Source organism: Streptomyces sp. NBC_01232 (genome assembly GCF_035989885.1).
Lineage (GTDB): Bacteria > Actinomycetota > Actinomycetes > Streptomycetales > Streptomycetaceae > Streptomyces.
This window is the reverse complement of sequence record NZ_CP108518.1, coordinates 6,181,129-6,204,988: the sequence shown is the minus strand read 5'-3', so window position 1 is coordinate 6,204,988 and position 23,860 is coordinate 6,181,129. Positions and strand designations below refer to the sequence as shown.

Sequence of the window (23,860 nt, the reverse complement as noted above, 5' to 3'; positions counted from 1 at the left end):
CGGCCCGGCGGGATCCGGCCCGGCGGGATCCGGCCCGGCGGGATCCGGCCCGGCGGGATCCGGCAGCGGGCAAGCCCGCGCGCCGGCGGCTCGGGGCCGTCGGCGTACGGGCTTTCGCTTCGGTGGGTCATCAGCCCGGGAGGTTGGCCTCCTGCTCCCGGCGCTGCTGGGCGGGCAGGACCGGGGTGGCGGTCGTGCGGCCGAGCTTCTCGCCCTCGACGTCCATGTTCGGCAGGATCCGGTCGAGCCAGCGGGGCAGCCACCAGGCCGACCGGCCGAGCAGGGCGAAGAGCGCGGGCACCAGGGCCATGCGGACGATGAAGGCGTCGAACAGGACGGCGATCGCCAGGCTGAAGCCCACCATCTTGACGAAGACGTTCACCTCCATGATGAAGCCGGAGAAGACGCTGACCATGATGATCGCGGCGGCGCCGACCACCCGGCCGCCGTAGCGGAATCCGGTGACCACGGCTTCGCCCGGCTGCGCGCCGTGGACGTAGGCCTCCCGCATCCGGGTCACGAGGAAGACCTCGTAGTCCATCGCGAGACCGAACACCACACCGATCATGAAGATCGGCAGCGTGCTCATGATCGGGCCCGGCTGGTCGATGCCGAAGAGGTCCGCGAGCCAGCCCCACTGGAAGACGGCCACGACCGCACCGAGGGCCGCACTGACGGAGAGCAGGAAGCCGAGGGCCGCCTTGAGCGGGACGAGCAGCGAGCGGAAGACGAGTACCAGCAGGACGAAGGCGAGACCGACGACCAGGCCCAGGTACGGCAGCATCGCGTCGTCAAGGGTCCGCGAGAAGTCGATGAACAGCGCGGTCTGACCGGTGACCAGGACCTCGGCCCCGTTCTCGGCGCCCAGGCCGCTCGCGATGCCGCGTATCCTCCCGACCAGTTCCTCGGTCTCGTGCTCTGCGGGTCCGGTCGTCGGGATGAGGGTGAGGACCGCCGTGTCGCCCTTGTCGTTGGGCGTGGCCGGGGTCACCGCGGCGACGCCCTCGACCCTGCCGAGCTCCTTGCCCACGTTGCCGGCCGCGGTCACCGCGTCCTTGGCCTGGACGGTGACCATCAGCGGCCCGTTGAACCCGGCCCCGAAGGACTCGGACAGCATGTCGTACGCCTTGCGCTGCGTGGTGTCCGCCGCCATGGTGCCCTCGCCGGGCAGACCGAGCTGGAGGCCGGCGGCGGGCACCGCGACGACGCCGAGGCCCACGACACCGAGGAGCAGTACGGCCAGCGGGCGGCGGACGACGAAGGTCGCCCAGCGGGTGCCCAGGTTCGGCTTCTGGCGCGCGGCCCGCTTGTCGGCCTTGCGTTGCTGACGCTCCGTGAGCGGCTTGCCGTAGTACTTCTTGCGCTCCCGGCGGGGCATGACCTTGATCGGCGCGAAGCCGAGGAGGGCCGGGACGAGGGTGACGGCGATGAGGACGGAGACGGCGACCGTGCCGGCGGCGGCGAGGCCCATCTTGGTGAGCATCGGTATGTTCACGACGCTGAGGCCGGCGAGGGCGATGATGACGGTGAGTCCGGCGAAGACGACGGCGGAGCCGGCGGTGCCGACGGCCCGTCCCGCGGCGTCCTGGCGTTCGCGGCCCTCGGCCAGTTCGGAGCGGTAGCGGGAGACGATGAACAGGGCGTAGTCGATGCCGACCGCGAGGCCGATCATCAGCGCGAGGGTGGAGGTCGTGCTGGACAGGCCGAGGGTGCTGCCGAGTGCGGTGATGGCCGCGCCGCCGATGGCGACGCCCATGATGGCCGTCAGCAGGGGCATGCCCGCGGCGATCATCGAGCCGAAGGTGAGCACCAGGACGATGGCGGAGACGAGGATGCCGATGCCTTCGGCACCGCCGCCGGGTGCTCCGTCCACCTTGACGGCGTCACCGCCGGCCTCGACCACCAGCCCGGTGGTGCGGGCGTCCTCGAGTGCCTCGTCGAGGCCCTTGTGCGCCTCGTCGGTCACCTTGAGGGCGGAGACCTTGTACGTGGCCACGGCGTACGCCGTGGTGGCGTCCTGGCTGAGGGCATTGGTCTTGAAGGGGTCGGAGGCGGAGACGACGTCAGGCGCCTTGGCGAGCGCACCGACGAGGCTCTCGACCTTGGCCTTCTCGGCCGGGTCGGAGAGCTTCGCGCCGACCGGTGCCCGGACGACCACGCGGGCGGTCGCGCCGTCCACGCTCATGGCCGGGAACTTCTCCTTGAGCAGGTCGAAAGCCTTCTGTGACTCCGTACCCGGCATCGAGAACGTGTCGGTGGGCGGAGGCGGAGCGGCGGAGGCGGCGAACCCGACCCCGACGAGGACGGCGAGCCACAGCAGTGACACCAGGCCCCGTCGCCGGAAGGCGAGACGGCCCACTTTGTAGAGGAAGGTGGCCATAAGACAGAACTCCTGTGTCGATCGGCATGGAACGAAGGGGCGATTCGAGTCGGACGGCCGGCGGGTCGGCCGGCTGGTTCGACCCGCGGCCCGGAGCGGGGACGGCGGGCGTCTCACCCTCGGCGGCGTGATCCGCGCCGCCGAAGTCCGTGACGCCATAGTGGCACATCAATGGCGCCATCGTCGCGCCAAATCTGAGCCATCGCATCGAGTTGGCCGAAAAACGCTCCCTGCCTGCCTGGGAGAGGCGCACCCGGAAAGCGGCGCGAGGCGTCACCCGACCAGGGGGCCCACCAGGAGAATCGGTCCCCGAATCGACTGCTGGAGCTGCTCAACGCCGGGATTCAGGAGATCGCCGGTACAGCTCGCGACACCGCATGCGATCCCGCCAACTCCACCGGCGCCACCCCGACGTCACCCCGGCGCCAATAGTGCCAACATGGCTCCGCAACCACTGATCGGCCACTCCCGGCGGAGTCGCTATCGGGAGCATCCCGCCTCCTGGGCATCCGGCACGGTCGCCGGTTCACGCCGCATCGGCGACGACAGTGCATTCGAGAACACCGGACCGGAAGCCCATCTCTGCGAACTCGGTGCGGATCGGAGCGAATTCGGGGAATGTGTTACCGCCGCCACCTCAACGGGGCGGCGGGGAAGACACATCGACGACCGCCGGAGCGCCTCATCCGCACGCCGGCCTCCACGGAGCGCCCATGATCGGGCACGGCGGTCTCACCGACTCCGTCCCCATCAATGGATGACGGTTCGTATGGGAGTGGACTGATGAGCAGCAACCCGTTCGACGACGCCGACGGCCGGTTCTACGTCGTGGTGAACGACGAGGAGCAGCACTCGCTGTGGCCGTCGTTCGCCGAGATTCCCGCCGGCTGGCGCATCGTGTTCGGCGAGGAGAGCCGCCGGCAGTGCCTGGAATACGTCGAGGCGCACTGGACCGACCTGCGGCCGAAGAGCCTGCGCGAGGCGATGGCCTCCGACTCGGTTGCCGTCGGCACCGCGTGAGGCGGCTGCGTCATCCCGCGGAATGACCGAAGACGGCCGAGGGGCGGGCTCCGGTGCGGGTCGTCCGGCACCGCGCCCACCCTTCGCCGTGACGGGGGGTGCCGCTGCACGCGCTCCGGCGCGCACGGCCACGACGTGCCGGGCGAGGGGCTGTTGCGGTGGACCGAGCACGGGTCTCCGGGTCCAGGGTCCGGTTCTTCGGAGGAGGTCGCTTCTCCCCGGTCACAGGAGCCCGAGGTGACCCGGGCGGTCGCGGACACCTTCGGGCGTCCGGTCGCGGACACCTTCGGGCGTCCGGGCGGTCGCGGACACCCTCGGGCGCTGCGCAGTCGACCGCTCGCGGTCGCGGGGGCGGCCCGGCGGCTGGCGACGGTACGGTGTGGAGGTCCGGATCGGAGGTAACGGTGATTTCAGCGGGGCGCGGCGCCACCGGCGCCACAGACGAGACCGGCCGCCCTGCGGAGCGCGCTCGGAAGATCGCCGACCGGCTGGACCGGCTCATCGGCCGGGAAGCGGCCAAAGCGGGCGGGCGGTCCCCGACGTACCGAGAGCTGACCGACCGCATCAACAGGCTGGCGGGCCGCGACGTCATCTCCAAGGACACCATCCGCAACCTGCACCACGGTGTGAACCAGAAGGGGCAGGTCCCCAATCCCACGGTGGACACCCTCGACTGGCTGGGCCGCGGTTTCGGCATCCAGGCCGGCGCGAGCTATTTCGTGGACGACACCAAGGCCGCCGTGGTGGACGAACAGCTCGACCGGCTGGAGAAGATGGGCGACTTGAGGCAGGCCCTGGGCAACTCCGAGGTGGTCAGCCTCGTCCAGCGGGCATCGGGCCTCTCCGACGGCAGCCTGCACATGCTGGTGGCCCTCGCAGACAAGCTCAAGCAGCTCGAGGAGAACGCGGCAACCGGCGAACGGCGAGCGGGCGTCTCCGACGGGGCATGAGGCGTACAACGCCCGGCACGGACACGCCTACGCCCCCATCAAGAAAGAACGTTTCCCCAGTCATGCCGCTCCCCCGAGGCCTGCGCAAGCGCTGCGAGGCGGTTCTCGCAGGCCTGGACCTGCCCAGCCCCTTCACCGTCGACGGCTTCCGCGCCTCGCTGGAACAGCAGCGCGGGCGGCCCATCGTCATGGAACCGCTCCCCGTCCTCGGCCGTGACGCACCGTGCGGCCTGTGGATCGCGCTGCCGAGTGTCGACGTCGTCTTCTACGAACAGCACACCAGCCCCGCGCACCAGGACCTCATCAAACTGCACGAGCTCGGCCACGTCCTGTGCGGCCACTCCGGGGTGTTCGAACTGGCCCATCTGGCGGCGCTGATGCCCGATCTGACTCCGGAGGTGATCGCCCAGGCGATGGGCGCCGGGCGCACCAGCTACGACACCGTCGAGGAGCAGGAGGCGGAGATGATCGCGCTGCTGTTGGCAGATCTCTGCGGGCCCGCAGCCACGGCCGATCCCACGTCCGGCCGACTGGCCGAGAGCCTGCTGCACCCCATACGTACTCGCCGATGGAGAAAGCGCTGATGCGCCCGCTGTTCGAATGGCTGATGCCGCTCCTGGCGTGGAGCGTGGTGATCTGGCGAACGCCGTCCGCATTCGGGTCGCGTGCGAACCGTGCTCTGTGGGCCACGTTCGTGTCGGGCGCGGTCGGTCTCACCACCCGTCCCCCCTGGATCGCGCACGCCCTGGAAACGGTCACCGGCATCGGCGATGTGACATTGCTGATCAAGCACCTCGCCATCGTGATGGCGGCGTCCTTCCTGCTCGACTACGTCCACGCCATCCAGGAACGGCCCCACCACAAGCGCGCCTCGCGCCTGAAGCTCGTCTTCGTCATCGCCGCGATGACCACCCTGACCGCGCTCTTCGTCTTCTGGCTCCCGCACGACTACACCGGCGCGGACGGCCTCGACGCCCACTACGGCCACCCCGGCGTCCAGGTCTACCTCGCCGTCATCTACACCGTGTACGGGGTTGCCAGTGCACAGGCGGCCCTCCTGTTCTGGACGAACCGCCGCAACGTGCCCCCGGGACCGCTACGAGCCGGAGTCACCTGCCTCGCCGCGGCCACGGCCAACGGGCTCCTCTACACCGTGTACCGGATCTACTTCGTCCTGCGGGAGGGCGACTCCACGACGCTCGACGCCGACGGAAAGCCCGTGCCCCTCACGGATCCCGTCTCCGAACTGCTTCCCGCCGTGTCCGTGGTCCTGCTGGTCCTGGGCGTATCCATACCGCCGACCCGCACGCTGCTGCACTACGTCCGCGACCAGTACGCCCTGTGGCGCCTCCACCCCCTGTGGGCGGACCTGGTGACGGCAGTACCGCACGTGGTCCTGGGCACCCCCACCAGCCGTCTGCGCGACCTGTTCACTCCCGGGGACCGGACCATCGACGTCGCGCACCGCGCCTTCGCCATCCGCGACGCCGCTCTCGCCCTGCGCGACGACACTCCCACCGCGGTCCCCGCTTCCCCCGCGCCGGACGGCGGCGCGGAGGAGGACCCGGCCGGCACCGAAGCCCGCTGGCTCCGCCTCGCGGTACAACAGCGGGCCAGGGGCCTCCCGGCGCCCTCTCTCCCCGCCACGCTCGACCGTTCCGTCGGCGGCCGCACCCCGCGCGAGGAGATCGCGTGGCTCCTCAAGGTCGCGGCCGCCTACCGACCCGTGGAAAACCCCGGGCAGCCCGGCCGCGCCAACCGTCGGTGCGGTAGGCGCGACCGGGCTGCTGCTCCGGAGCCGGTCCCTGCTATTTGGTGGTGACGGATGCGGTGAGGGCGAGGGCGCCTTCGGCGCTGCCGGGGATCTCCGCCCAGCCCGCACTCCACTGCCCCGTCGTGTAGTTGGCGTCCTTCGTGAAGACACGCCCGCCCGAACCGATGGCATAGACGTGCATCGTGTTCCCGGTGACCACACTCGTCAGCGCCTTCAGACCCGAGCCGCCCAGCGACGTCCAGGAACCCGACCAGCCACCGGCCGCATAATCACCATCGGTGTTCCACATCGCACCATCCGCACCGACGATCTCGAGGTGAACCTTGCTGCCGGTGACGGATGCCGTCAGCGCCGTGGCGCCTTCAGCATTGCCCGGCACCTCCGCCCAGCCCGCACTCCACTGGCCCGTCGTGTAGTTCGCGTCCTTGGTGAAGACACGCCCGCCCGAACCGATGGCATAGACGTGCATCGTGTTCCCGGTGACCACACTCGTCAGCGCCTTCAGACCCGAGCCGCCCAGCGACGTCCAGGAACCCGACCAACCACCGGCCGCATAATCACCATCGGTGTTCCACATCGCACCATCCGCACCGATGACCTCCAGGTGAACCTTGCTGCCGGTCACCGAAGCCGTCAACGCACTGGCACCCTCGAACCCACCCGGAACCTCGACCCAGTCCCCGCTCCACTGACCCGTCCCGTAGTTCGCGTCCTTCGTATAGACACGACCCGTCGAACCGATGGCGAAGACGTGCATCGTGTCATCGGTCACCACACTCGTCAGCGCCTTCAGACCGGAACCACCCAGCGACGTCCAGGAACCCGACCAGGCACCCGCCGCATAATCACCATCGGTGTTCCACATCGCACCATCCGCACCAACAACCTCCAGATGCACCTTCGAAGGGGCGGATACGGTGGTCAGGGCGTCGACGATGCGCTGTGCGTCGGCGGCTTCGAGCTGGTAGCGGTCGGGATAGGCCGACACCTGGACCTTCTGGGCAACGACGCCTACCGGCTGGGACTGCCAGGAGTTGTTCGGGTAGGCCTTCAGCATGGCGTTGAGGAAGGCGTTGGTCGCGTAGGCGGGATCGAGTCGCTGCTCGAAGCTGCCCCACCAGTCCTGCTGCTGGAACAGACCGACGCTGGTGTGGTCGATCTTGTTCGGGTTGTTCTCGAGTACGGATTCGGTGATGGCTGTGGCGATGCCGATGACAGCGGCACGGTCGGGTAGGCCCCGAGCGCGCGTCGCCTCGGTTATCGCCCGGGCGCAGGAGATCCGATAAGAGGTCATCGCGCCGCGCAGCTTCCCGGTGAGGACCCTGTTCAGGTTCGCGGCGGTCGTGGCGTCGGTCGCGGTGACGGTTCCGCAGGACCGGTTGGGGAGCAGCGCGTGCGCCGGGCCGGCGGCGAGGAGCATCGGGGTGGTGAGGGCGACCGTCATGGCAGCGACGGGGAGGATGCGCCGGAGGTGAAGCTTCATCAGAGGGTCGTCTTCCTGGGCTGGGTGGCGAGGTCGTCGGGCAGGCAGGAGCAAGGGGGGCATGCGCGTCCGGCTGGAGCAGGCGGGCACGCCCCCCCTTGGCGGAGGACCGCTCAGGCGTTACTTGGTGGTGACGGATGCGGTGAGGGCGAGGGCGCCTTCGGCGCTGCCGGGGATCTCCGCCCAGCCCGCACTCCACTGCCCCGTCGTGTAGTTGGCGTCCTTCGTGAAAACACGCCCGCCCGAACCGATGGCATAGACGTGCATCGTGTTCCCGGTGACCACACTCGTCAGCGCCTTCAGACCCGAGCCGCCCAGCGACGTCCAGGAACCCGACCAGCCACCGGCCGCATAATCACCATCGGTGTTCCACATCGCACCATCCGCACCGACGATCTCGAGGTGAACCTTGCTGCCGGTGACGGATGCCGTCAGCGCCGTGGCGCCTTCAGCATTGCCCGGCACCTCCGCCCAGCCCGCACTCCACTGGCCCGTCGTGTAGTTGGCGTCCTTGGTGAAGACACGCCCGCCCGAACCGATGGCATAGACGTGCATCGTGTTCCCGGTGACCACACTCGTCAGCGCCTTCAGACCCGAGCCGCCCAGCGACGTCCAGGAACCCGACCAACCACCGGCCGCATAATCACCATCGGTGTTCCACATCGCACCATCCGCACCGATGACCTCCAGGTGAACCTTGCTGCCGGTCACCGAAGCCGTCAACGCACTGGCACCCTCGAACCCACCCGGAACCTCGACCCAGTCCCCGCTCCACTGACCCGTCCCGTAGTTCGCGTCCTTCGTATAGACACGACCCGTCGAACCGATGGCGAAGACGTGCATCGTGTCATCGGTCACCACACTCGTCAGCGCCTTCAGACCGGAACCACCCAGCGACGTCCAGGAACCCGACCAGGCACCCGCCGCATAATCACCATCGGTGTTCCACATCGCACCATCCGCACCAACAACCTCCAGATGCACCTTCGAAGGCGCAGCGACCTGGTCTTCGACGATGTTCTTGTAGCGGTACGGGACGTAGGAGCCGGCGTTGCTGAAGTACGAGTAGGGGATCACCCTGCGCACGGCGTGCGGCGGGGTCTGCTCGATGCCGATGTAGGAGGTCATCGAGGAGTCGGTCCAGCTTTCGAAGAGGACCACGTGCGAACCGCTGACCGGGTTGGCGGCGTTGTGGAAGAGCAGCATGTCGCCCTTGCGCAGCTCACTCTTCGATATCCGGTTCGCGTAGGTGTCGAGGTTTCCGGTCCAGGCGTTCGTCCCGAGGTTCCAGGCCATGGACACCAGGCCGGAACAGTCGGTGCGGTAGCCCTCGCGGTAGCTGCTCTGGCTGTACGGAACCTTGGCGTCGACCCAGGTCTTGGCCCGGGCGATGACGGAACTACGGGTGATCGGGGCACTGCTGCTCTCCGCGGCCGCAGCGGCTCCGGCGAACTTGTTCTTCGTACCTGTGGTCTTGAGGGGGCCCGGCTGACCCTGGGGGCGCTCGACGTCGACGGTCGTGCCCTGCGACGCGGTACCCGTCGGGGCGGCCTGGGTGCCGGCGGCATGGGCGGGCAGGACGGACAGGACGAGCGAGGCGGCGCAGGCGGCGGTCATGATGCCGGCAGTGCGGAAGGCCGAGGTCTTGATGGACAACTGGACTCCTGGTGAAGAGAGAAGTGGAAGAAGGGCCGGGCGGAGCGTTCGCGGTTCTTCGCCGCGGTCAGCTCTTGGCGCCGAGTTCGGCCAGCGCGCCGAGCACGGCGGCGTCGGTGCCGGTGTCGTGCGGCGGCGCCGGGCGCTCGGCCAACTCGTCGAACTGGAAGAGCGTGAGATGGTCGCCCTGGTGGACGACGTAGAGGTGGTTGGTCTGTGTGTCCGGGGCCGACAGCCCGCCGACGCCCGTCCAGTGGCGCGCCCAGGCGGTGCCGTCTCCGGTCGTCGCGGTGGTGGTCACGACGGCGTCCTGCCGTACGCCCTCACGCTTCTGAACCTGCCGGGAGACGGTCTGGCAGTTGTTCATGTCGGCGACCAGTCGCCGGTACGCGCTCTGCGCGGCCTCGGCGTCCGGGAAGGCGAACAGCTGCTGGCCGGCCGGGCTCCCGGCCGAACTGCGGTATCCCTGCTGCTGCCAGAGGGTGGCACCGGCGACGGCTGCGCACTCGTTGAGCGTGATCTTCCGGCCGTCGCTCAGGTCCTGGCTGGACAGGGGGCCGTCCGGCTTCCACCCGAGCGCCTTCTGCGCGGGCAGCTTCGCCACGCCCTCAGGAGTGACCGCGGCGGTGCGTGCGGCGCCCGCATCCGCAACGGCCTGTGCAGTCGTTCCGTTCGCGGGCCCGGACCCCGCGGGGTCGGCGGGCCGTCCGGCTGCCTCCGGGGTTCCGGATGCCGGTGCCGGCGGGGGCGAGCCGGTCGAGGGTGACGGTGCCGGGGCAACGGCCGATACCTCCCGAGCGGCTGCGGCGGGCGAGGCCCCGTTCCGGCCGTGGCTGCAGCCCGTCGCCACAGCGGCGGTACAGACGGCCAGTGCCACGAAAGCGGCGCTCGCGAAGGTGGATCGGTGCGGTCGTCTGGACATGGCTGCTCCCGGAACGGTGGAGGGCGAGGAAGGAGGAGAAGGGCTACTGGCGAGTTAAATCGCCGCATCCCCCGGGGTCCGGCAGGTCGCCGTCGTGAGTACGCGTCAGGTACGGGCGAGGTCAGGGGAGCGCGAGGGTGAATCCATGCACGGCGATGGGCCCGTGCACTCGGTCGAGGAGCGCACGCATCTGGGTGAGAGCCGAAACGTCGGACGGGGCGTGGACGAACAGGACTACGTCCAGGCCGTGTTCAGCAGGCCGGGCCCGGACGTGCTCCAGGCCGTCGGACGGTCTGGCGTGCGCCCACAGCAGGTCTTGCAGAAGCGGCACCGCGCCTTCGGCCGACGGGTCCGCCGAGGTGCGGACGAGAGAGGCCTGGATCACACGCACGGAGCTCAATCCCAGCCGATGACCTGGGAACCGCCGCCGCCCGCCCGGACCGAGTCCCAGCCGATGACACCCGGGCCGGTGACCACGGGGGTCAGGGAGGCTGCGCCGGCGGAGAGCAGTGCGGTGAGGCCGGCAGCGACGATCAGGCGGGTGGTGCGCGACATGAGTTCCCCCTGGAACATGGGCAGTTGGTACGGAAGGTGGGTGATGCGCACCGCACCGGACGGCCTTTCGGCCCTGGCCTGGGGTGGGGCTCGTGCGCCCCGCCGTCCGGTGATCACCATCCTGCTGCCGGGCGCACTCCACCGGAAGGGATCACGGCTGGCACCAAGCTGCCGGGCACCTTGGGGCCACGGCTCGCCGCACCGGCGATTAAGATCGCCACGCTGGGGGTTTGATCAAGACTGATACCGAAGTGCAGCCGGGGGGCTGAACAATGCTGAAAGCGTTGGGGCTGGACGTACATGCAGAAACCGTCTATCGAGGGATGCTCGCGGATCCCTCCGGCGGCGTGGAGGAGCTCGGGCGGCGGCTCGGAATGGCCGAGTCCCAGGTCAGGGAGGCACTGGACCGGCTGGTGGACCTCGGTCTGCTCGCGGCGTCCCGGGATACGTCCGGCGGGCTGCGCGCCGTCAGTCCCCAGGCGGGTCTGGAACAGCTGCTGCGCCGCCAGGAGGAAGAACTCGTCAGGCGCCAGCACGAACTGGCCCTGAGCAAGGCGGCCGCGGCCCGCGCCGTCGCCGAGTACGCGGACCTGCGCCCCAACACCGAGACCGACGGTGCGGAGCGTCTCGTCGGTCTCGATGCCATCCAGTCCCGCTTGGAGGTGCTCACTCGGGACCTGGGCCGGGAGTGCCTGGCGATCATGCCGGGCGGCGCCCAGTCGCAGGCGAGCCTCGACGCCTCGCGACCGCTGGACGAGGAGGCACTCGCGCGCGGGGTCGGCATGCGCGTCATCTATCAGGACAGCGTCAGGAACGACCCGGCGACCTTCGCCTACGCGCAGTGGACCACCGAGCGGGGCGGAGAGGTCCGCACCAGCCCCGTACTGCCACCGCGGCTGCTGATCTTCGACCGGGCCACAGCCGTCGTCCCGATCGACCCGGCCAACTCCCGTCTCGGAGCGCTGTGCACCACGTCTCCCGGGATCGTGGCCTCCCTCGTCAGCCTGTTCCACCAGACCTGGGACACCGCCGTACCCCTCGGCGCGGCCCGCAGGACGACCACGCAGGAGGGCATCACCGGCGGGGAGCGGGAACTCCTCAAGCTCCTCGCCTCCGGCATGACCGACGAAGCCGCAGGCAAACGGCTCGGAGTCTCCCTGCGGACCGTACGGCGTCAGATGTCCGCCCTCATGGAACGACTCGACGCGGCCAGCCGCTTCGAAGCCGGCCTCAAGGCGGCCCAACGCGGCTGGCTCTGAGCCCCGCAACCGGGGATCGCGGCCGGCATTCCCGGCCGCCGTGCCCTGTTCTGTGTGTTCCTGCTTCCCCGTCGACGGAACGTCGGGGAACACGCAGAACGGGGTTGCCCGGCCTTCGGCCGGGCAACCCCGTTCGGTTCGTGCGGTGGTGCGGGCGGGTCAGCGACGCGCCTCCCGGTTGAAGGCCGAGCGGGCCCACAGATAGCCGAGGGCGCTGAGGACGATGCCCCAACCGAGCGCGAGCCATGCACTGTTGCCGATCTCCGTGCCCATGAGCAGGCCGCGGAGGGTATCGGTCATCGGGGTGAAGGGCTGGTACTCGGCGAACCAGCGCAGGCCGACCGGCATGGACTCCGGCGGGACGATCGCGCTGCCGAGGAAGGGCAGGAAGGTCAGCGGCATGGGCGCGTTGCTCGCCGCCTCGATACTGCTGGAGCCCAGGCCTATCGCCGCGGACAGCCAGCTGAGGCCGAAGGAGAGCAGGGCCAGGATGCCGATGGCGGCGGACCACTCGACGACCGTGGCATCGGGCCGGAAGCCCACCAGAAGCGCGACACCGATGACCAGGACCAGGCTGATCATGGTCTGGATGACGTTGCCCACCACATGCCCGGTCAGCACGGAGGAGCGCGCGATCGACATGGTCCGGAAGCGGTTGATGATGCCTTCGGTCATGTCCGTGCACACCGAGACCGCGGTGGAGACCGCGCCGGCGGTGGCCGCCATCAGGAGGATGCCGGGGGCCACGAAGTTGGTGTAATCGCCGCGGTCTCCCGTACCGCCGCCCGGCAGTTCGATGCCGGCTCCGAGCGCGCCGCCGAAGACGTACACGAACAGCAGCAGCATCAGGATGGGCATCGCGACGATCGATATCGTCATCGAGGGGTAGCGCTGCGCGTGCTTGAGGTTGCGGCGCAGCATCGTCATCGAGTCGCGCATCGCGTACGTGGTGCTCATCGGCGGGCCTCCTGCACCGTGTCGGCGGAGTCGGGAACGGTGGTCGCGTGGTGGCGCGATCCGTCACCGGTGAGGGCGAGGAAGACGTCGTCCAGGTCGGGTGTGTGGACGGTCAGCGCATCGGCCGCGACACCGGCGCCCTCCAGCAGGTCGAGTACGGAGCGCAGCGCGGGGATGCTGCCGTCGCTCGGGATCTGCAGGGTGAGCTTCTCCTCGTCGCGGGCGCCCTCGTCGAGGCCGAGGCGGCGGGAGGCGGCGTCCATGCTGAGCGGGTCGGAGAAGCGGAGGCGGATGTGCCCGCCGGGTACACGGCGCTTGAGCTCGTCCGCGGTGCCCTCGGCGACGATCTTGCCCTTGTCGAGGACGGCGATCCGGTCGGCGAGCTGATCGGCCTCCTCCAGGTATTGCGTGGTGAGGAAGATCGTCACGCCCTGGGCGGTGAGCTGCTGGATCAGGTGCCACATGGTGCGGCGGCTGCGCGGGTCGAGGCCGGTGGTCGGCTCGTCGAGGAAGATCAGGCTCGGGTTGCCGACGAGGGTCATCGCCAGGTCGAGCTTGCGGCGCATACCGCCGGAGAAGGTCGAGGCCATCTTGCCCGCCACGTCGGTGAGTTCGAACTGCCGGAGTAACTCCGCGGTGCGGCGCCTGCCCTCCGCACGGTCGAGGTGGTGCAGGTCCGCCATGAGAAGCATGTTCTCCTCGGCGGTCAGCAGGCCGTCCACCGCCGCGAACTGGCCGGTGACACCGATCCGGGCACGAATGTCGTCCGCGCTCCGCTCCAGCGAGTGCCCCACCACCGTCGCCTCGCCACCGTCGGCGGCGATGAGGGTGGAGAGGATCTGGACCGTGGTGGTCTTCCCCGCTCCGTTGGGACCGAGCAGCGCGAAGATCGTGCCCGCCTGCACATGCAGGTCAATCCCGTCGAGTACGACCTTCTCGCCGTACGACTTGCGCAGGCCGACTGCGCTGATCCCCTTGGGTGGGGTCATCTGTCCGGTCGCGGCACTCATCGTGCCCCCTCCCTTTCGTAGCTGTCGCGAGGCCGAGCGGTGTCGTCAGGCGCCGGGCGCGCGCTGGATGGTGATGTCGCCGAGGCTGGTCCTCGCGTGCACCTTGACGGTCTCCGCGCCCTCCGCCGGACCCTCGGCGGATCCGAGGGCACTGTGGACCACCCCGGCCTGGGAGTGGATGTCGAGCCAGGCGGCAGTGCCCTGGCGAATCCCGACTTCGAGGTCGCCGGCCTTGGTCTGGAGCGCGACAGTGCCCCGCGCCACTTCCTCGATGCGCACATCGCCGTTCGAGCTCTTCGACGACACGGACCCCTGTGCCCGGCCGACCGTGATGCTGCCGTTGGCGACCCTCAGTCGCAGATCGCCCACCACGTCCTCGAGCCAGGTGTTGCCGTTGGAGTTCTTGATCTCGGCGGTGCCGCCGACCATGCGGACCCGGACATCGCCCGACCCGGTGGTGATGTCGGCATCGCCTGCCGCCGTGTCGAGCTGGACGTCCCCGTGCTGCGTCTTCAGCCGCACCGCGCCGGCCTGGTCCAGCCGGATGTCCCCGGCGCTGGTGCGGACCTCGCACTCGCCCAGCGTCCCCTTGCAGCTGAGGTCACCCATCTCCAGCGTGCCGACGAGCCGCGAGCCCTGGGGCAGCGCGACGTCGACCGTGACCGCGCCCCGGGCGGAGAACAGCCCACGCGCCTTCGGGGTACGGATCGACAGGGTGCCGTCGTTGAGGTCGACCTTGGTCTCCTCGGCGGCGCGGATGTCGTCCTTGTCCCCGGCGGTGCGCGGGTGGATCTCGACCACCGTGTCGGTGCGGTCCGTCGCACTGATCCGGGCGACTCCGACCTCGACGTGGATGATCGCGGTGATGGGTCCGTCGGTCTCGTAAGAAGGCATGGCTGTCCCGTCCTCGTGAGTCTGGTGGTCGTCCCCGCTCCGGGGACGTGAACATGTCGCGAGAGTGGCCGGCCTCCCGCAGGCCGAAACAGTGCTGCGGCGGGGCTAGCTCACCCAGCCGGTGAAGCTCTTCCTGCTGCTGCCCCGCTGGGGCGCCGCCGCGTCGCTCTGACGCCCACCGCCGGGCTCGAGAGCACCCGAAACGGCCCTGACGAGCCAGGCGTTGAGCGAAAGCCCTTCCCGCGCGGCCGCCTGCTCCGCGCGCGCCTTGATGTGGCCGGGGAGTCGGAGGTTGATACGCGCGGTGGTGCCGTCCTCCCCCTCCGGCACGACCGGAACTGCGGGCAGCGCGTGCGCCTCCTCGTATCCCTGCACGACGAAGGGCTCCTCCTTCGGCGGCGCGGTCACGACGAACTCCGGATCGAGCCCCCGCAACCGCACGTCGACCGACCCCGGAGCGAGCTCCCGGGTGACCTCACCCATGGCGTCGGACAGGGCGTTCAACAGGGTGAGTCTGGCTGCCGACTCCAGCGGCGCGGTGATGCGCTCGGCGAGAGCGCGAGCTTCTTCACCACCGGCTTCGGCGGCAACCGCGAGCTCGTTACGAAGACTGGCGACATAGGGCGAGAGGTCCATGGCCCACAGCATGACACACACATGGCGCCACGTCGAGCCAATCTGGCGCCACAATCGCGAGAAACCTCAAACCACCAGGTCAGAACGTGTGCCACTCATGCGCCATTCTGAGCCAACCCGCGCCATCGGCCGACGGACCCCCTGGGGCCGGACGGTCTGCAGGATGCAATGCGCCTGCTACTCGCCGGCTGGCTCAGCCGCAACAAGGCGGTCCAGGAGCATCCGTTCGGACGGGGTGAACGTGGGCCCGTCGCTCGGAGCCCGCAAGGGCCCGACGAGCGCGGTCAGCAGCACGCTCGGCCTGACCAGCGACGTGGGCGGGGCCTGGAGCGACAGCACGTCGGTCAGGGCCGTGGCGGCATGGAACGAGCCGGTCGCCGTACGCGACAGGCGGCCGACATAACGGTGCAGGAGACGATCGGCGAGGTTCGGGCGCTTGCCGCGGGTGGTGGGGAAATGGATGTCTTGGCCCACGGCAAGGGCCCACGCGGCATCGACAGGGCGGGCGATGGCGCGCTGGGCGCGGCGGGCCAGGCCGGGCCCCGGGCCGGCCGCGAGCAGGTCGCGCAGGGCGAGCGCCCCCAGCGCCGCCACCGACATGCCCTGCGCATACACCGGGTTGAAGGCAGCGACGGAATCTCCCAGCGCGACCAAGCCCTCGGGCCAGGGGCGGAGCCGCTCGTAGTGGTAACGCCGGTTCGCGGTACTACGGGTGACGCCGACGTCGGTGAGCGGTTCGGCGTGCTTGAGGAGGTCGGCTATGAGGGGGTGGCGCAGGGTTCTGGCGAAGGGCTCGAAGGCCTCCGCGTCATCGGTGGGGTGCCCGCCGGGGCCTCCCATCAAGCTGACGTGCCAGCGGTCGCCCTCGATCGGCAGGATGCCGCCGGCCATGCCCGGCCCGGGCAGACGCGGGTCGGCCTGAATGCCGACCACGGGCCAGCCACGGGTCGGAACGGGCGCCCGGTAGATGCGGCTGGCGTAGGCGAAGCCGGAGTCGACGTGCTCTTCGGTGAGGCCGGTGATTCCCAGCCCGTTGAGCCACTGCGGCATGCGGGTGCCCCGACCGCCGGCGTCGATGACCAGGTCGGCGGGCAGTTCCGTCTCGGTGCCGTCGGCAGCCAAAACCCGTACGCCTGTGACGGTGCGACGGTCACCGAGCAGACCGACAACCCTGGTCTGCATCCGCACTCTGACCCGGGGGTCCTTCATGACCTGTTCCCGGACAACGAAGTCGGTCAGGTCCCGGCTGGCAGTGATCACGTAGTGGGTGGCGTGCCGCCAACGCCGGTACCAGCCCTCGGGCGAGTGGATGACCATGCCGGTGGTCACCGGGATCCGGTGGGCGCCGGCGGCCAGCAGCAGACCGACACTGCCCGGCAAGAGCGCGTCCATCGCCTCGGCGCCTGCGGTCTGCAGCCAGTGGATGTGGACGGCCTGAGGCACGCCGGTACGCGGACCGGGCCCCGCCGGCAGGTCGTGGGCCTCAATGATCTCCACGGATTCGACGTGGTCCTTGACGGCGGCCGCGGCGAGCATGCCGGCCATGCTGCCCCCGATGACGACAACCCGCCGGGTGCTCCAGCTCGGGGCTTCAGGCATGACGGGCTTCCTCCTGTGGTGGCACACGGTGCTGTTGGACGTCTACGACGCGCGAGGTCAACACCCGCGACAGGAGAACCGGTTCCGGCACGCCACGCCGTTCTCCCCGCGGCACCTCGCGGCTGCCCCGGAACGGCGCGCTTTCACTCGCGAGCGCAGAGGATCATGGTGACATCCGCCGCGGCCACGGCACAGGACGGCCTGTCTCCACTTCAGCGTGACCACGGAACGAGTCCGGCCGGCTTCGGCCACGAACAGCCCTCGGCCGTCCGTGGCGCAAAGAAGCCGCCCCCCTGCGCAGCCGTGCGGCCACGCCGGAGAGGCGGCATTCCTTCACTGATGATCACCCCTGGCGCGCATCCCGCGCACCGGCAAAAATGCCGGTCAGGCGCTCTTCGCGATCGGCTCCAGGATGGCCACGCACTCCACGTGGTGGGTCATCGGGAAGAGGTCGAAGACGCGGAGCGTGCGGACCTTGTAGCCGTTCTCCTTGAAGTAGCCCAGGTCGCGGGCCAGGGCCGCCGGGTCGCAGGCCACGTACGCGATCCTGCGCGCCGAGAGGCCCGTGATGTGGCGGACCGTCTGCTTGCCCGCTCCCGCGCGCGGGGGGTCCAGGACGACCAGGTCGCACTCCGTGATCCCCGTCTTCGGGAGGATCTGCTCGACCTTGCCCTGCTCGATGCGGACCCGCGGGAAGTCCGCCAGGTTGTGGCGGGCGTCCTCCACCGCGCGCTTCGTCGACTCGATGCCGAGCACCGCGCCCGTCTCGCCGAGGCGTTCGGCCAGGGCGCCCGCGAAGATGCCGACGCCGCAGTAGAGGTCGAGGGCCATCTCGCCCTTGCGCGGCATCAGGCCCTGCATGACGGCCTTGATCAGGGTGTCCGCGGCCTGCGGGTGGACCTGCCAGAAGCCGCCCATGCCCACGCGGTACGTACGGCCGTCCGCGCGCTCCCGTACGAAGGGGCGGCCGTGGACGCGGTGGACCCCGCCGTCCTTCTCCTCCACGCGCAGGACGGAGACCGGCTTGTCCAGCTCCACCAGCGGGAGGCGGCCGCCGGGGCGGGGGGTCAGGACGACCTGACGGTCCTGGGAGCCGGTCGCCGCGATCGCCTCGACCGTGGCCATCTGCGGCCAGTCCTGCTGCTCGATGCCCAGCTCGCTGACACCCGGGGCGGCGATCATGCAGTGGTCGATCAGTTCGATGTCGTGCGAGCGGTGCCTGCGCAGGCCCGCGTTGCCGTCCTCGTCGATGGCGAACTGCACGCGGGTGCGCCACTGCGGCACCTGCCCGGCCGGCAGCTTGTCGCCCTCGGCCGGCATCACGGTGCCGTCCCAGCCTGCCTCCTCGGGGGTGAGCCCGGCGAGCCGCTTCAGCTGCTCGGCGACGACCTCGCCCTTGAGCCGGCGCTGGGCACCGGGCTTGGCGTGCTGCCAGTCGCAGCCGCCGCACTTGCCGGGGCCGGCGTACGGGCAGGGGGCCTCGACCCGGTCCTTGGAGGCGTCGAGCACGGTGATCGCGTCGGCGCGCAGGTAGCGGGAGTCGACGTCGCCCTCGGTCACCCGGGCGACGACCTTCTCACCGGGCAGGGTGTGGCGGACGAACAGCACACGGCCGTCCTCGGTCCGGGCGATGCAGTGCCCGCCGTGTGCGACGGGGCCGACCTCGACCTCGTACTCCTCCCCGACCAGTGACTGCTTCTCGTTCTGCTCGACGCTCGTCATGGTGGGGAGACTCCAAAAAACTGAAAAGGAAAACGGCCGGACGACCGACCCACCAGTTTACGTGGATCTCGTCCGGCCGTTCACCAACCTGCTCAGCCCTTCGGGGTGCCCTTCCCCGTGGGCTCCTTCGGCGGCGAGGTCCGGACGGGGCTGTCCACCGGGCCGCGGCGCACCGCACCCGGGGCGTTCCAGTCCTGGCGCTTCTTCGCCCGCCGCTTGGCGAGCTCCGAGGACTCCAGCTGGTAGGGCACCGAGGTGACCATCACGCCGGGGGTGAAGAGCAGCCGGCCCTTGAGCCGCAGCGCGCTCTGGTTGTGCAGCAGGTGCTCGTACCAGCGGCCGACGACGTACTCGGGGATGTAGACGCTGACCGCGTCGCGCGGGTTCTCGCTGCGCAGGCCCTTGACGTACTCGACCACCGGGCGGGTGATCTCCCGGTACGGGGAGTCGAGGATCTTGAGCGGTACGTTGATCCCGCGCCGGTCCCATTCCTCGCGCAGTGCCTTGGTCTCGGCCACATCGACGCTGATGCTGAGCGCCTCCAGGGTGTCCGAGCGGGTCAGCTTGGCGAACGCCAGGGCGCGCAGCGTGGGCTTGTGGACCTTGGAGACCAGGACGATGGAGTGGACCCGGGAAGGCCGCACGCTGTCCTCGCTGGGGCCCTCGGCTGCGGCGATCTCTGCGGAGACCCGGTCGTAGTGCTTCCGGATCGCGCTCATGGTGCCGTAGAAGATGACCATGCCGAGCAGGGCCACCCACGCGCCGTGCGTGAACTTGGTGGCGAGGACGACGACCAGCACCATGCCGGTGAAGAAGGCACCGAAGGTGTTGATGGCCCGGCTGCGGTGCATCCGGCGGCGGGCGGCGACGTCGCGCTCCGTCTTCAGGTGCCGGTTCCAGTGCCGGACCATGCCGATCTGGCTCAGCGTGAAGGAGACGAAGACGCCGACGATGTAGAGCTGGATCAGCTTGGTCGAGTCTGCGTCGTAGATCCACACGAGCAGCATGGCCGCGCCCGCGAGGAGCACGATGCCGTTGGAGAAGGCGAGCCGGTCGCCGCGGGTGTGCAGCTGGCGCGGCAGGTAGCGGTCCTGGGCAAGGATCGAGCCGAGCAGCGGGAAGCCGTTGTACGCGGTGTTCGCGGCCAGGAAGAGCACCAGCGCGGTGGCGGCGGCCAGCAGGATGAAGAGGAAGCTGCCGTTGCCGAAGACGGCCTCGGCGACCTGCGAGATGACCGGGTGCTGGACGTAGTCGGGGCCGACGGGGACACCGTTGTCGAGCAGGTCGGCGGACGGGTTCTCGGCCATCCGCACGTCGGTGGCCATGGCCAGGCCGATGATCCCGCAGAACATGGTGACGGCCAGGCCGCCCATGAGGGCGAGGGTGCTGGCCGCGTTCTTGCTCTTGGGCTTGCGGAAGGCGGGTACGCCGTTGCTGATCGCCTCGACACCGGTCAGGGCGGCACAGCCGGAGGAGAAGGCCCTCAGCAGCAGGAACACCATCGCGAAGCCGGCCAGGCCCTGCTGCTCGGGCTTGATCTCGAGATCCGCGGTCGGGGCCGTCATGGTCTCGTCGAGGACGATGCCCTTCCAGGCACCCCAGGCGATCATGACGAAGACGGCGGCGACGAAGACATAGGTCGGGATCGCGAAGAGCTTCCCGGATTCCTTCACACCGCGCAGGTTCATGAGTGTGAGGAGAAGGATCATGACGATCGCCGAGAGCACCTTGTGCTCGATGACGAAATCGACGGCGGAGCCGAGATTCTCGACTCCGGAGGAGATCGAGACGGCGACGGTCAGCACGTAATCGACGAGCAGGGCGCTCGCCACGGTGAGGCCGGCCCTGGGTCCGAGGTTGGTGTTGGCCACCTCGTAGTCGCCGCCGCCACTGGGGTAGGCGTGGACGTTCTGGCGGTAGGACGCCACCACGGTGAACATCAGCACGACGACCGCGAGCGCGATCCAGGGGCTGTACTGGTACGCCGACACGCCCGCGATCGACAGGACCAGCAGTACCTCGCCAGGGGCATATGCCACGGAGGACAGCGGGTCGGAGGCGAAGACGGGAAGGGCGATCCGCTTGGGAAGGAGTGTTTCTCCGAGGCGGTCGCTGCGTAGCGCCCGGCCGATCAGGATCCGTTTGGGCACGTCGGTCAGTTTGGACACGCAGAGGATCGTAAGCGTTCGAAATCAGACTGACGAACCCCCACCCCCTCATACCGCAATCCCGCCGCAATTCCTCCCCACCCGCAGCACGACTGCGACGCAAGAGGCCCCATCGGTGACCGCCCGTGTGTAGCTTGGGCCATGGTCTGAGACCCTGTTAAACCAGAGCATGCAATGAGGCTGGGAACCAGCGAGTCGCTGACAGCCGGAAGGACGGCCGTGCACATCGTCATCATGGGCTGCGGAAGAGTGGGCTCCGCCCTCGCGCAAACCCTGGAACAGCAGGGGCATACGGTCGCCGTCGTCGACCAGGACCCCACCGCATTCCGCCGGCTCGGCGCCGGATTCGGCGGCCGCCGCGTCACCGGGGTCGGCTTCGACCAGGACACCCTGCGGGAGGCGGGAATCGAGGACGCGGGCGCCTTCGCCGCCGTCAGCAGTGGTGACAATTCCAACATCATCGCCGCCCGCGTGGCCCGTGAGATGTTCGGCGTGGAGAACGTCGCCGCCCGCATCTACGACCCCAAGCGCGCCGAGGTCTACCAGCGCCTCGGCATCCCCACCGTCGCCACCGTGCGGTGGACCGCGGACCAGATGCTGCGCCGGCTGCTGCCCTCGGGCGCCGAGCCTCTGTGGCGCGACCCGAGCGGTGGTGTGCAGCTCGCCGAGGTCCACACCTCCGAGGCCTGGATCGGGCACAAGGTCAGCAAGCTCCAGGAGGAGACGGGCGTCCGCGTGGCCTTCCTCACCCGCCTGGGCGAGGCGATGCTGCCCACGTCGGCGACGGTCCTGCAGGAGGGCGACCTCGTCCACGTGATGATGCGCACGGACGAGATCGACAAGGTCGAGGCGGCGTTCGCCGAAGGGCCTGAGGAGGCACACGCATGAGGGTCGCGATCGCCGGGGCAGGCGCGGTGGGCCGCTCCATCGCGGGCGAACTGCTGGAGAACGGCCACGAGGTGCTCCTGGTCGACAAGGCCCCGACCGCCATCTCGGTGGAGCGGGTGCCGCAGGCCGAGTGGCTGCTGGCCGACGCCTGCGAGATCACCTCGCTGGACGAGGCGGCGCTGCAGCGCTGCAACGTGGTCATCGCGGCGACCGGCGACGACAAGGTCAACCTCGTCGTCTCGCTGCTCGCCAAGACCGAGTACGGGGTGCCGCGCGTGGTGGCCCGCGTCAACAACCCGAAGAACGAGTGGCTCTTCAACGAGTCCTGGGGTGTCGACGTCGCCGTCTCCACGCCGCGCCTGATGTCGGCCCTGGTCGAAGAGGCCGTCAGCGTCGGCGACCTCGTACGGCTGCTGCGCTTCAGCCACGGTGACGCCAACCTCGTCGAGCTGACCCTGCCGCCGGACTCCTCGGTCGCCGGCACCCAGATCGGCGACATCACCTGGCCCGAGGACACCTCACTGGTCACGATCATCCGGGGCAACCGGGTCCTCACCCCGCACGGCGAGGAGACCCTGGAGCCGGGCGACGAACTGCTCTTCGTGGCCGCCCAGGCCCGCGAGGAACAGCTGGAGGACCTCCTCCAGGCCCGTCGCTAGCCACGAGCCCTGCGGGCACGCTGGACGGCGAAGGGGGCGCCCCCGTACGAGGGGCGCCCCCTTCGGGCTTCCCGGGCCCCACGGCAGCGCGAAGGGGCGGGACCGGGCCTCTTGGGCCGGTCCCGCCCCCTCGTCGGCTGCGGGCCTCAGTGCGGGCCGTCGGTCAGGCCTTCGTCTCCTTGGCGGCGGCCTCCGCGGCCTCCTTGGCCTCCCACTCCGCGATCACGTCGATCGGCGGCGGCGCCTTCGCCAGGAAGACCCAGGTGAAGTACACCGCGAGCACCATCGGCGGCAGCTTCAGCGCGATCAGTACCCAGCCCAGCTGCGTCGCGTCGCCCCACCAGTACAGCGGGAAGAGGATCGCGTACTTGGCGAGGAAGATCAGGCCCCAGGCCAGGCTGGCCTTGACGTACGCCTTCTTGCGCCCGGGGTTGCGGGTGCGCCAGGACAGGTTCTCCTTGAACACCGGGCCCAGGATCACGCCCAGCAGCGGGAAGCCCACCAGCGCGGAGAGCGTGAAGGCCACTCCCAGGCCGACGCCGTAGATCATGCCGGGCAGGTAGAAGCCCTTCGCGCTGCCCGTGAAGAGGGCGAAGGCCACGCCCACGCCCACGCCGAAGACCCCGCTGAAGGCGTGCTTGACCGTGTCCTTGCGCAGCAGCCGGACGATCACCAGCAAGACGGCGACCGCACCCGCCGCGACGGCGGACCACTTCACGTCCTTGTTGATCGTGTAGATCATGACGAAGAGCAGCCCGGGCAGCATCGTTTCCACGGTGCCCCGGATGCCGCCGAAGGCATCGAAGAGCGCCGCCTGCGTCACGGCCTTCTGGTCCTCGGACGGCGCGGCCGCATGGCGCGGCCCGGCGGGTTCCGGGGTGGTCGGTTTGTCGAGTGACGTCACCGGTTACTGCTCCTGTCCGAGCGGGCGGAGTTCGTACTTCGGGTTGAAGAGCACCCGACGGCCGTGGGTCATGGAGATGCGCCCCGAGGCAATCATGCGTCGGCCGGGCTCGATTCCCACGATCGAGCGACGCCCGAGCCAGACCACGTCAAGGGCGGCCGAGCCGTCGAAGAGCTCCGCCTCCAGGGCGGGTACGCCCGCACGCGGTCGCAGGGTGACCGTACGCAGCGTCCCGGTCACCTTGACTATCTGGCGGTCGTGGCAGTCGCAGATCCGCGTGCACCCCGCGGCTTCTGCGTCCTCCTGCAGCTCCGCCGAATGCAGCTCCTCCTGGGAGGTGGACAGCCGCTCAATCATCCGGCGGAACCGGCCCGCAGGCCTGGCCGGCTTCGCGGGCTTCTCGGGACGCGGTTCAGCACTCATA

22 protein-coding genes are annotated in these 23,860 nt (G+C 69.7%); 7 read left to right on the top strand and 15 right to left on the bottom strand.

Annotation, left to right across the window (positions count from 1 at the left end; all coding sequences use genetic code 11):
• Positions 1–130: 130 nt before the first annotated feature.
• Positions 131–2,380, bottom strand: coding sequence for an MMPL family transporter (locus OG444_RS28735; protein WP_327264896.1), 2,250 nt, complete (start codon positions 2,378–2,380; stop codon positions 131–133).
• A 783-nt stretch (positions 2,381–3,163) separates the two neighbouring features.
• Here OG444_RS28735 and OG444_RS28730 point away from each other — a divergent pair.
• The 4 genes from OG444_RS28730 (at position 3,164) to OG444_RS28715 (ending at position 6,172) form a co-directional block, all read left to right on the top strand.
• Complete coding sequence (locus tag OG444_RS28730; protein WP_327264895.1) at positions 3,164–3,400, top strand: MbtH family protein; 237 nt, start codon at positions 3,164–3,166, stop codon at positions 3,398–3,400.
• 404 nt (positions 3,401–3,804) lie between these two features.
• Positions 3,805–4,350: a hypothetical protein gene (locus OG444_RS28725; protein WP_327264894.1), complete on the top strand. Its 546-nt coding sequence runs from the start codon at positions 3,805–3,807 to the stop codon at positions 4,348–4,350.
• Between the two features lie 62 nt (positions 4,351–4,412).
• Positions 4,413–4,934, top strand: a complete 522-nt coding sequence (locus OG444_RS28720; RefSeq protein WP_327264893.1) for a hypothetical protein — start codon at positions 4,413–4,415, stop codon at positions 4,932–4,934.
• Positions 4,919–6,172 carry an MAB_1171c family putative transporter gene (locus OG444_RS28715; protein ID WP_327264892.1) on the top strand — a complete coding sequence of 418 codons (1,254 nt, stop codon included), beginning with the start codon at positions 4,919–4,921 and terminating at the stop codon, positions 6,170–6,172. Before OG444_RS28720 ends, OG444_RS28715 begins: the two co-directional genes overlap by 16 nt.
• Here OG444_RS28715 and OG444_RS28710 read toward each other — a convergent pair.
• The 5 genes from OG444_RS28710 to OG444_RS28690 form a co-directional block, all read right to left on the bottom strand.
• On the bottom strand, positions 6,159–7,607 hold the full coding sequence (locus OG444_RS28710) for a hypothetical protein (protein WP_327264891.1): 1,449 nt from the start codon (positions 7,605–7,607) through the stop codon (positions 6,159–6,161). The two genes, OG444_RS28715 and OG444_RS28710, sit on opposite strands and share 14 nt — an antisense overlap.
• 120 nt (positions 7,608–7,727) lie before the next feature.
• Entirely contained in the window at positions 7,728–9,263 is a 1,536-nt protein-coding gene (locus OG444_RS28705; RefSeq protein WP_327264890.1) for a hypothetical protein, read from the bottom strand.
• Between the two features lie 67 nt (positions 9,264–9,330).
• Positions 9,331–9,867 (bottom strand): sensor domain-containing protein, encoded by a 537-nt coding sequence (locus OG444_RS28700; protein ID WP_327264889.1) that lies wholly within the window; start codon positions 9,865–9,867, stop codon positions 9,331–9,333.
• 439 nt (positions 9,868–10,306) lie between these two features.
• The gene (locus tag OG444_RS28695) at positions 10,307–10,576 is read right to left on the bottom strand and encodes a hypothetical protein (RefSeq protein ID WP_327264888.1); all 270 of its coding nucleotides are present in this window, start codon (positions 10,574–10,576) and stop codon (positions 10,307–10,309) included.
• A gap of 5 nt (positions 10,577–10,581) precedes the next feature.
• Positions 10,582–10,740, bottom strand: coding sequence for a hypothetical protein (locus OG444_RS28690; protein WP_327264887.1), 159 nt, complete (start codon positions 10,738–10,740; stop codon positions 10,582–10,584).
• A gap of 272 nt (positions 10,741–11,012) precedes the next feature.
• Between OG444_RS28690 and OG444_RS28685 the strand changes: the two genes are divergently transcribed.
• Positions 11,013–11,999 (top strand): helix-turn-helix transcriptional regulator, encoded by a 987-nt coding sequence (locus OG444_RS28685; protein WP_327264886.1) that lies wholly within the window; start codon positions 11,013–11,015, stop codon positions 11,997–11,999.
• A gap of 159 nt (positions 12,000–12,158) precedes the next feature.
• Here OG444_RS28685 and OG444_RS28680 read toward each other — a convergent pair whose 3' ends face one another.
• The 7 genes from OG444_RS28680 to OG444_RS28650 form a co-directional block, all read right to left on the bottom strand.
• Positions 12,159–12,956 carry an ABC transporter permease gene (locus OG444_RS28680; RefSeq protein ID WP_327264885.1) on the bottom strand — a complete coding sequence of 266 codons (798 nt, stop codon included), beginning with the start codon at positions 12,954–12,956 and terminating at the stop codon, positions 12,159–12,161.
• Entirely contained in the window at positions 12,953–13,966 is a 1,014-nt protein-coding gene (locus OG444_RS28675; RefSeq protein WP_327264884.1) for an ATP-binding cassette domain-containing protein, read from the bottom strand. The genes OG444_RS28680 and OG444_RS28675 overlap by 4 nt, the downstream gene beginning before the upstream one ends.
• A 45-nt stretch (positions 13,967–14,011) precedes the next feature.
• Positions 14,012–14,860 (bottom strand): DUF4097 family beta strand repeat-containing protein, encoded by an 849-nt coding sequence (locus tag OG444_RS28670; RefSeq protein WP_327264883.1) that lies wholly within the window; start codon positions 14,858–14,860, stop codon positions 14,012–14,014.
• A gap of 105 nt (positions 14,861–14,965) precedes the next feature.
• Positions 14,966–15,496, bottom strand: a complete 531-nt coding sequence (locus OG444_RS28665) for a toxin-antitoxin system HicB family antitoxin (protein ID WP_327264882.1) — start codon at positions 15,494–15,496, stop codon at positions 14,966–14,968.
• A 177-nt stretch (positions 15,497–15,673) separates the two neighbouring features.
• Positions 15,674–17,095, bottom strand: a complete 1,422-nt coding sequence (locus OG444_RS28660; protein WP_327264881.1) for an FAD-dependent oxidoreductase — start codon at positions 17,093–17,095, stop codon at positions 15,674–15,676.
• A gap of 384 nt (positions 17,096–17,479) precedes the next feature.
• A complete protein-coding gene (locus OG444_RS28655) occupies positions 17,480–18,817 on the bottom strand; it encodes a class I SAM-dependent RNA methyltransferase (RefSeq protein WP_327264880.1) in 1,338 nt (445 codons plus the stop codon).
• Between the two features lie 92 nt (positions 18,818–18,909).
• Positions 18,910–20,985 (bottom strand): APC family permease, encoded by a 2,076-nt coding sequence (locus OG444_RS28650; RefSeq protein WP_327264879.1) that lies wholly within the window; start codon positions 20,983–20,985, stop codon positions 18,910–18,912.
• A 219-nt stretch (positions 20,986–21,204) separates the two neighbouring features.
• Here OG444_RS28650 and OG444_RS28645 point away from each other — a divergent pair, with 219 nt between their 5' ends.
• The gene (locus tag OG444_RS28645) at positions 21,205–21,873 is read left to right on the top strand and encodes a potassium channel family protein (RefSeq protein ID WP_327264878.1); all 669 of its coding nucleotides are present in this window, start codon (positions 21,205–21,207) and stop codon (positions 21,871–21,873) included.
• Complete coding sequence (locus OG444_RS28640; protein ID WP_327264877.1) at positions 21,870–22,532, top strand: potassium channel family protein; 663 nt, start codon at positions 21,870–21,872, stop codon at positions 22,530–22,532. The genes OG444_RS28645 and OG444_RS28640 overlap by 4 nt, the downstream gene beginning before the upstream one ends.
• A 163-nt stretch (positions 22,533–22,695) precedes the next feature.
• On the opposite strand, the gene OG444_RS28635 is transcribed toward OG444_RS28640, so the two are convergent.
• Together OG444_RS28635 and OG444_RS28630 are read right to left on the bottom strand one after the other, a co-directional pair.
• The gene (locus tag OG444_RS28635) at positions 22,696–23,436 is read right to left on the bottom strand and encodes a DUF3159 domain-containing protein (RefSeq protein WP_327264876.1); all 741 of its coding nucleotides are present in this window, start codon (positions 23,434–23,436) and stop codon (positions 22,696–22,698) included.
• Between the two features lie 3 nt (positions 23,437–23,439).
• A complete protein-coding gene (locus OG444_RS28630; RefSeq protein WP_327264875.1) occupies positions 23,440–23,859 on the bottom strand; it encodes an OB-fold nucleic acid binding domain-containing protein in 420 nt (139 codons plus the stop codon).
• Between the last annotated feature and the right edge of the window lies 1 nt (position 23,860).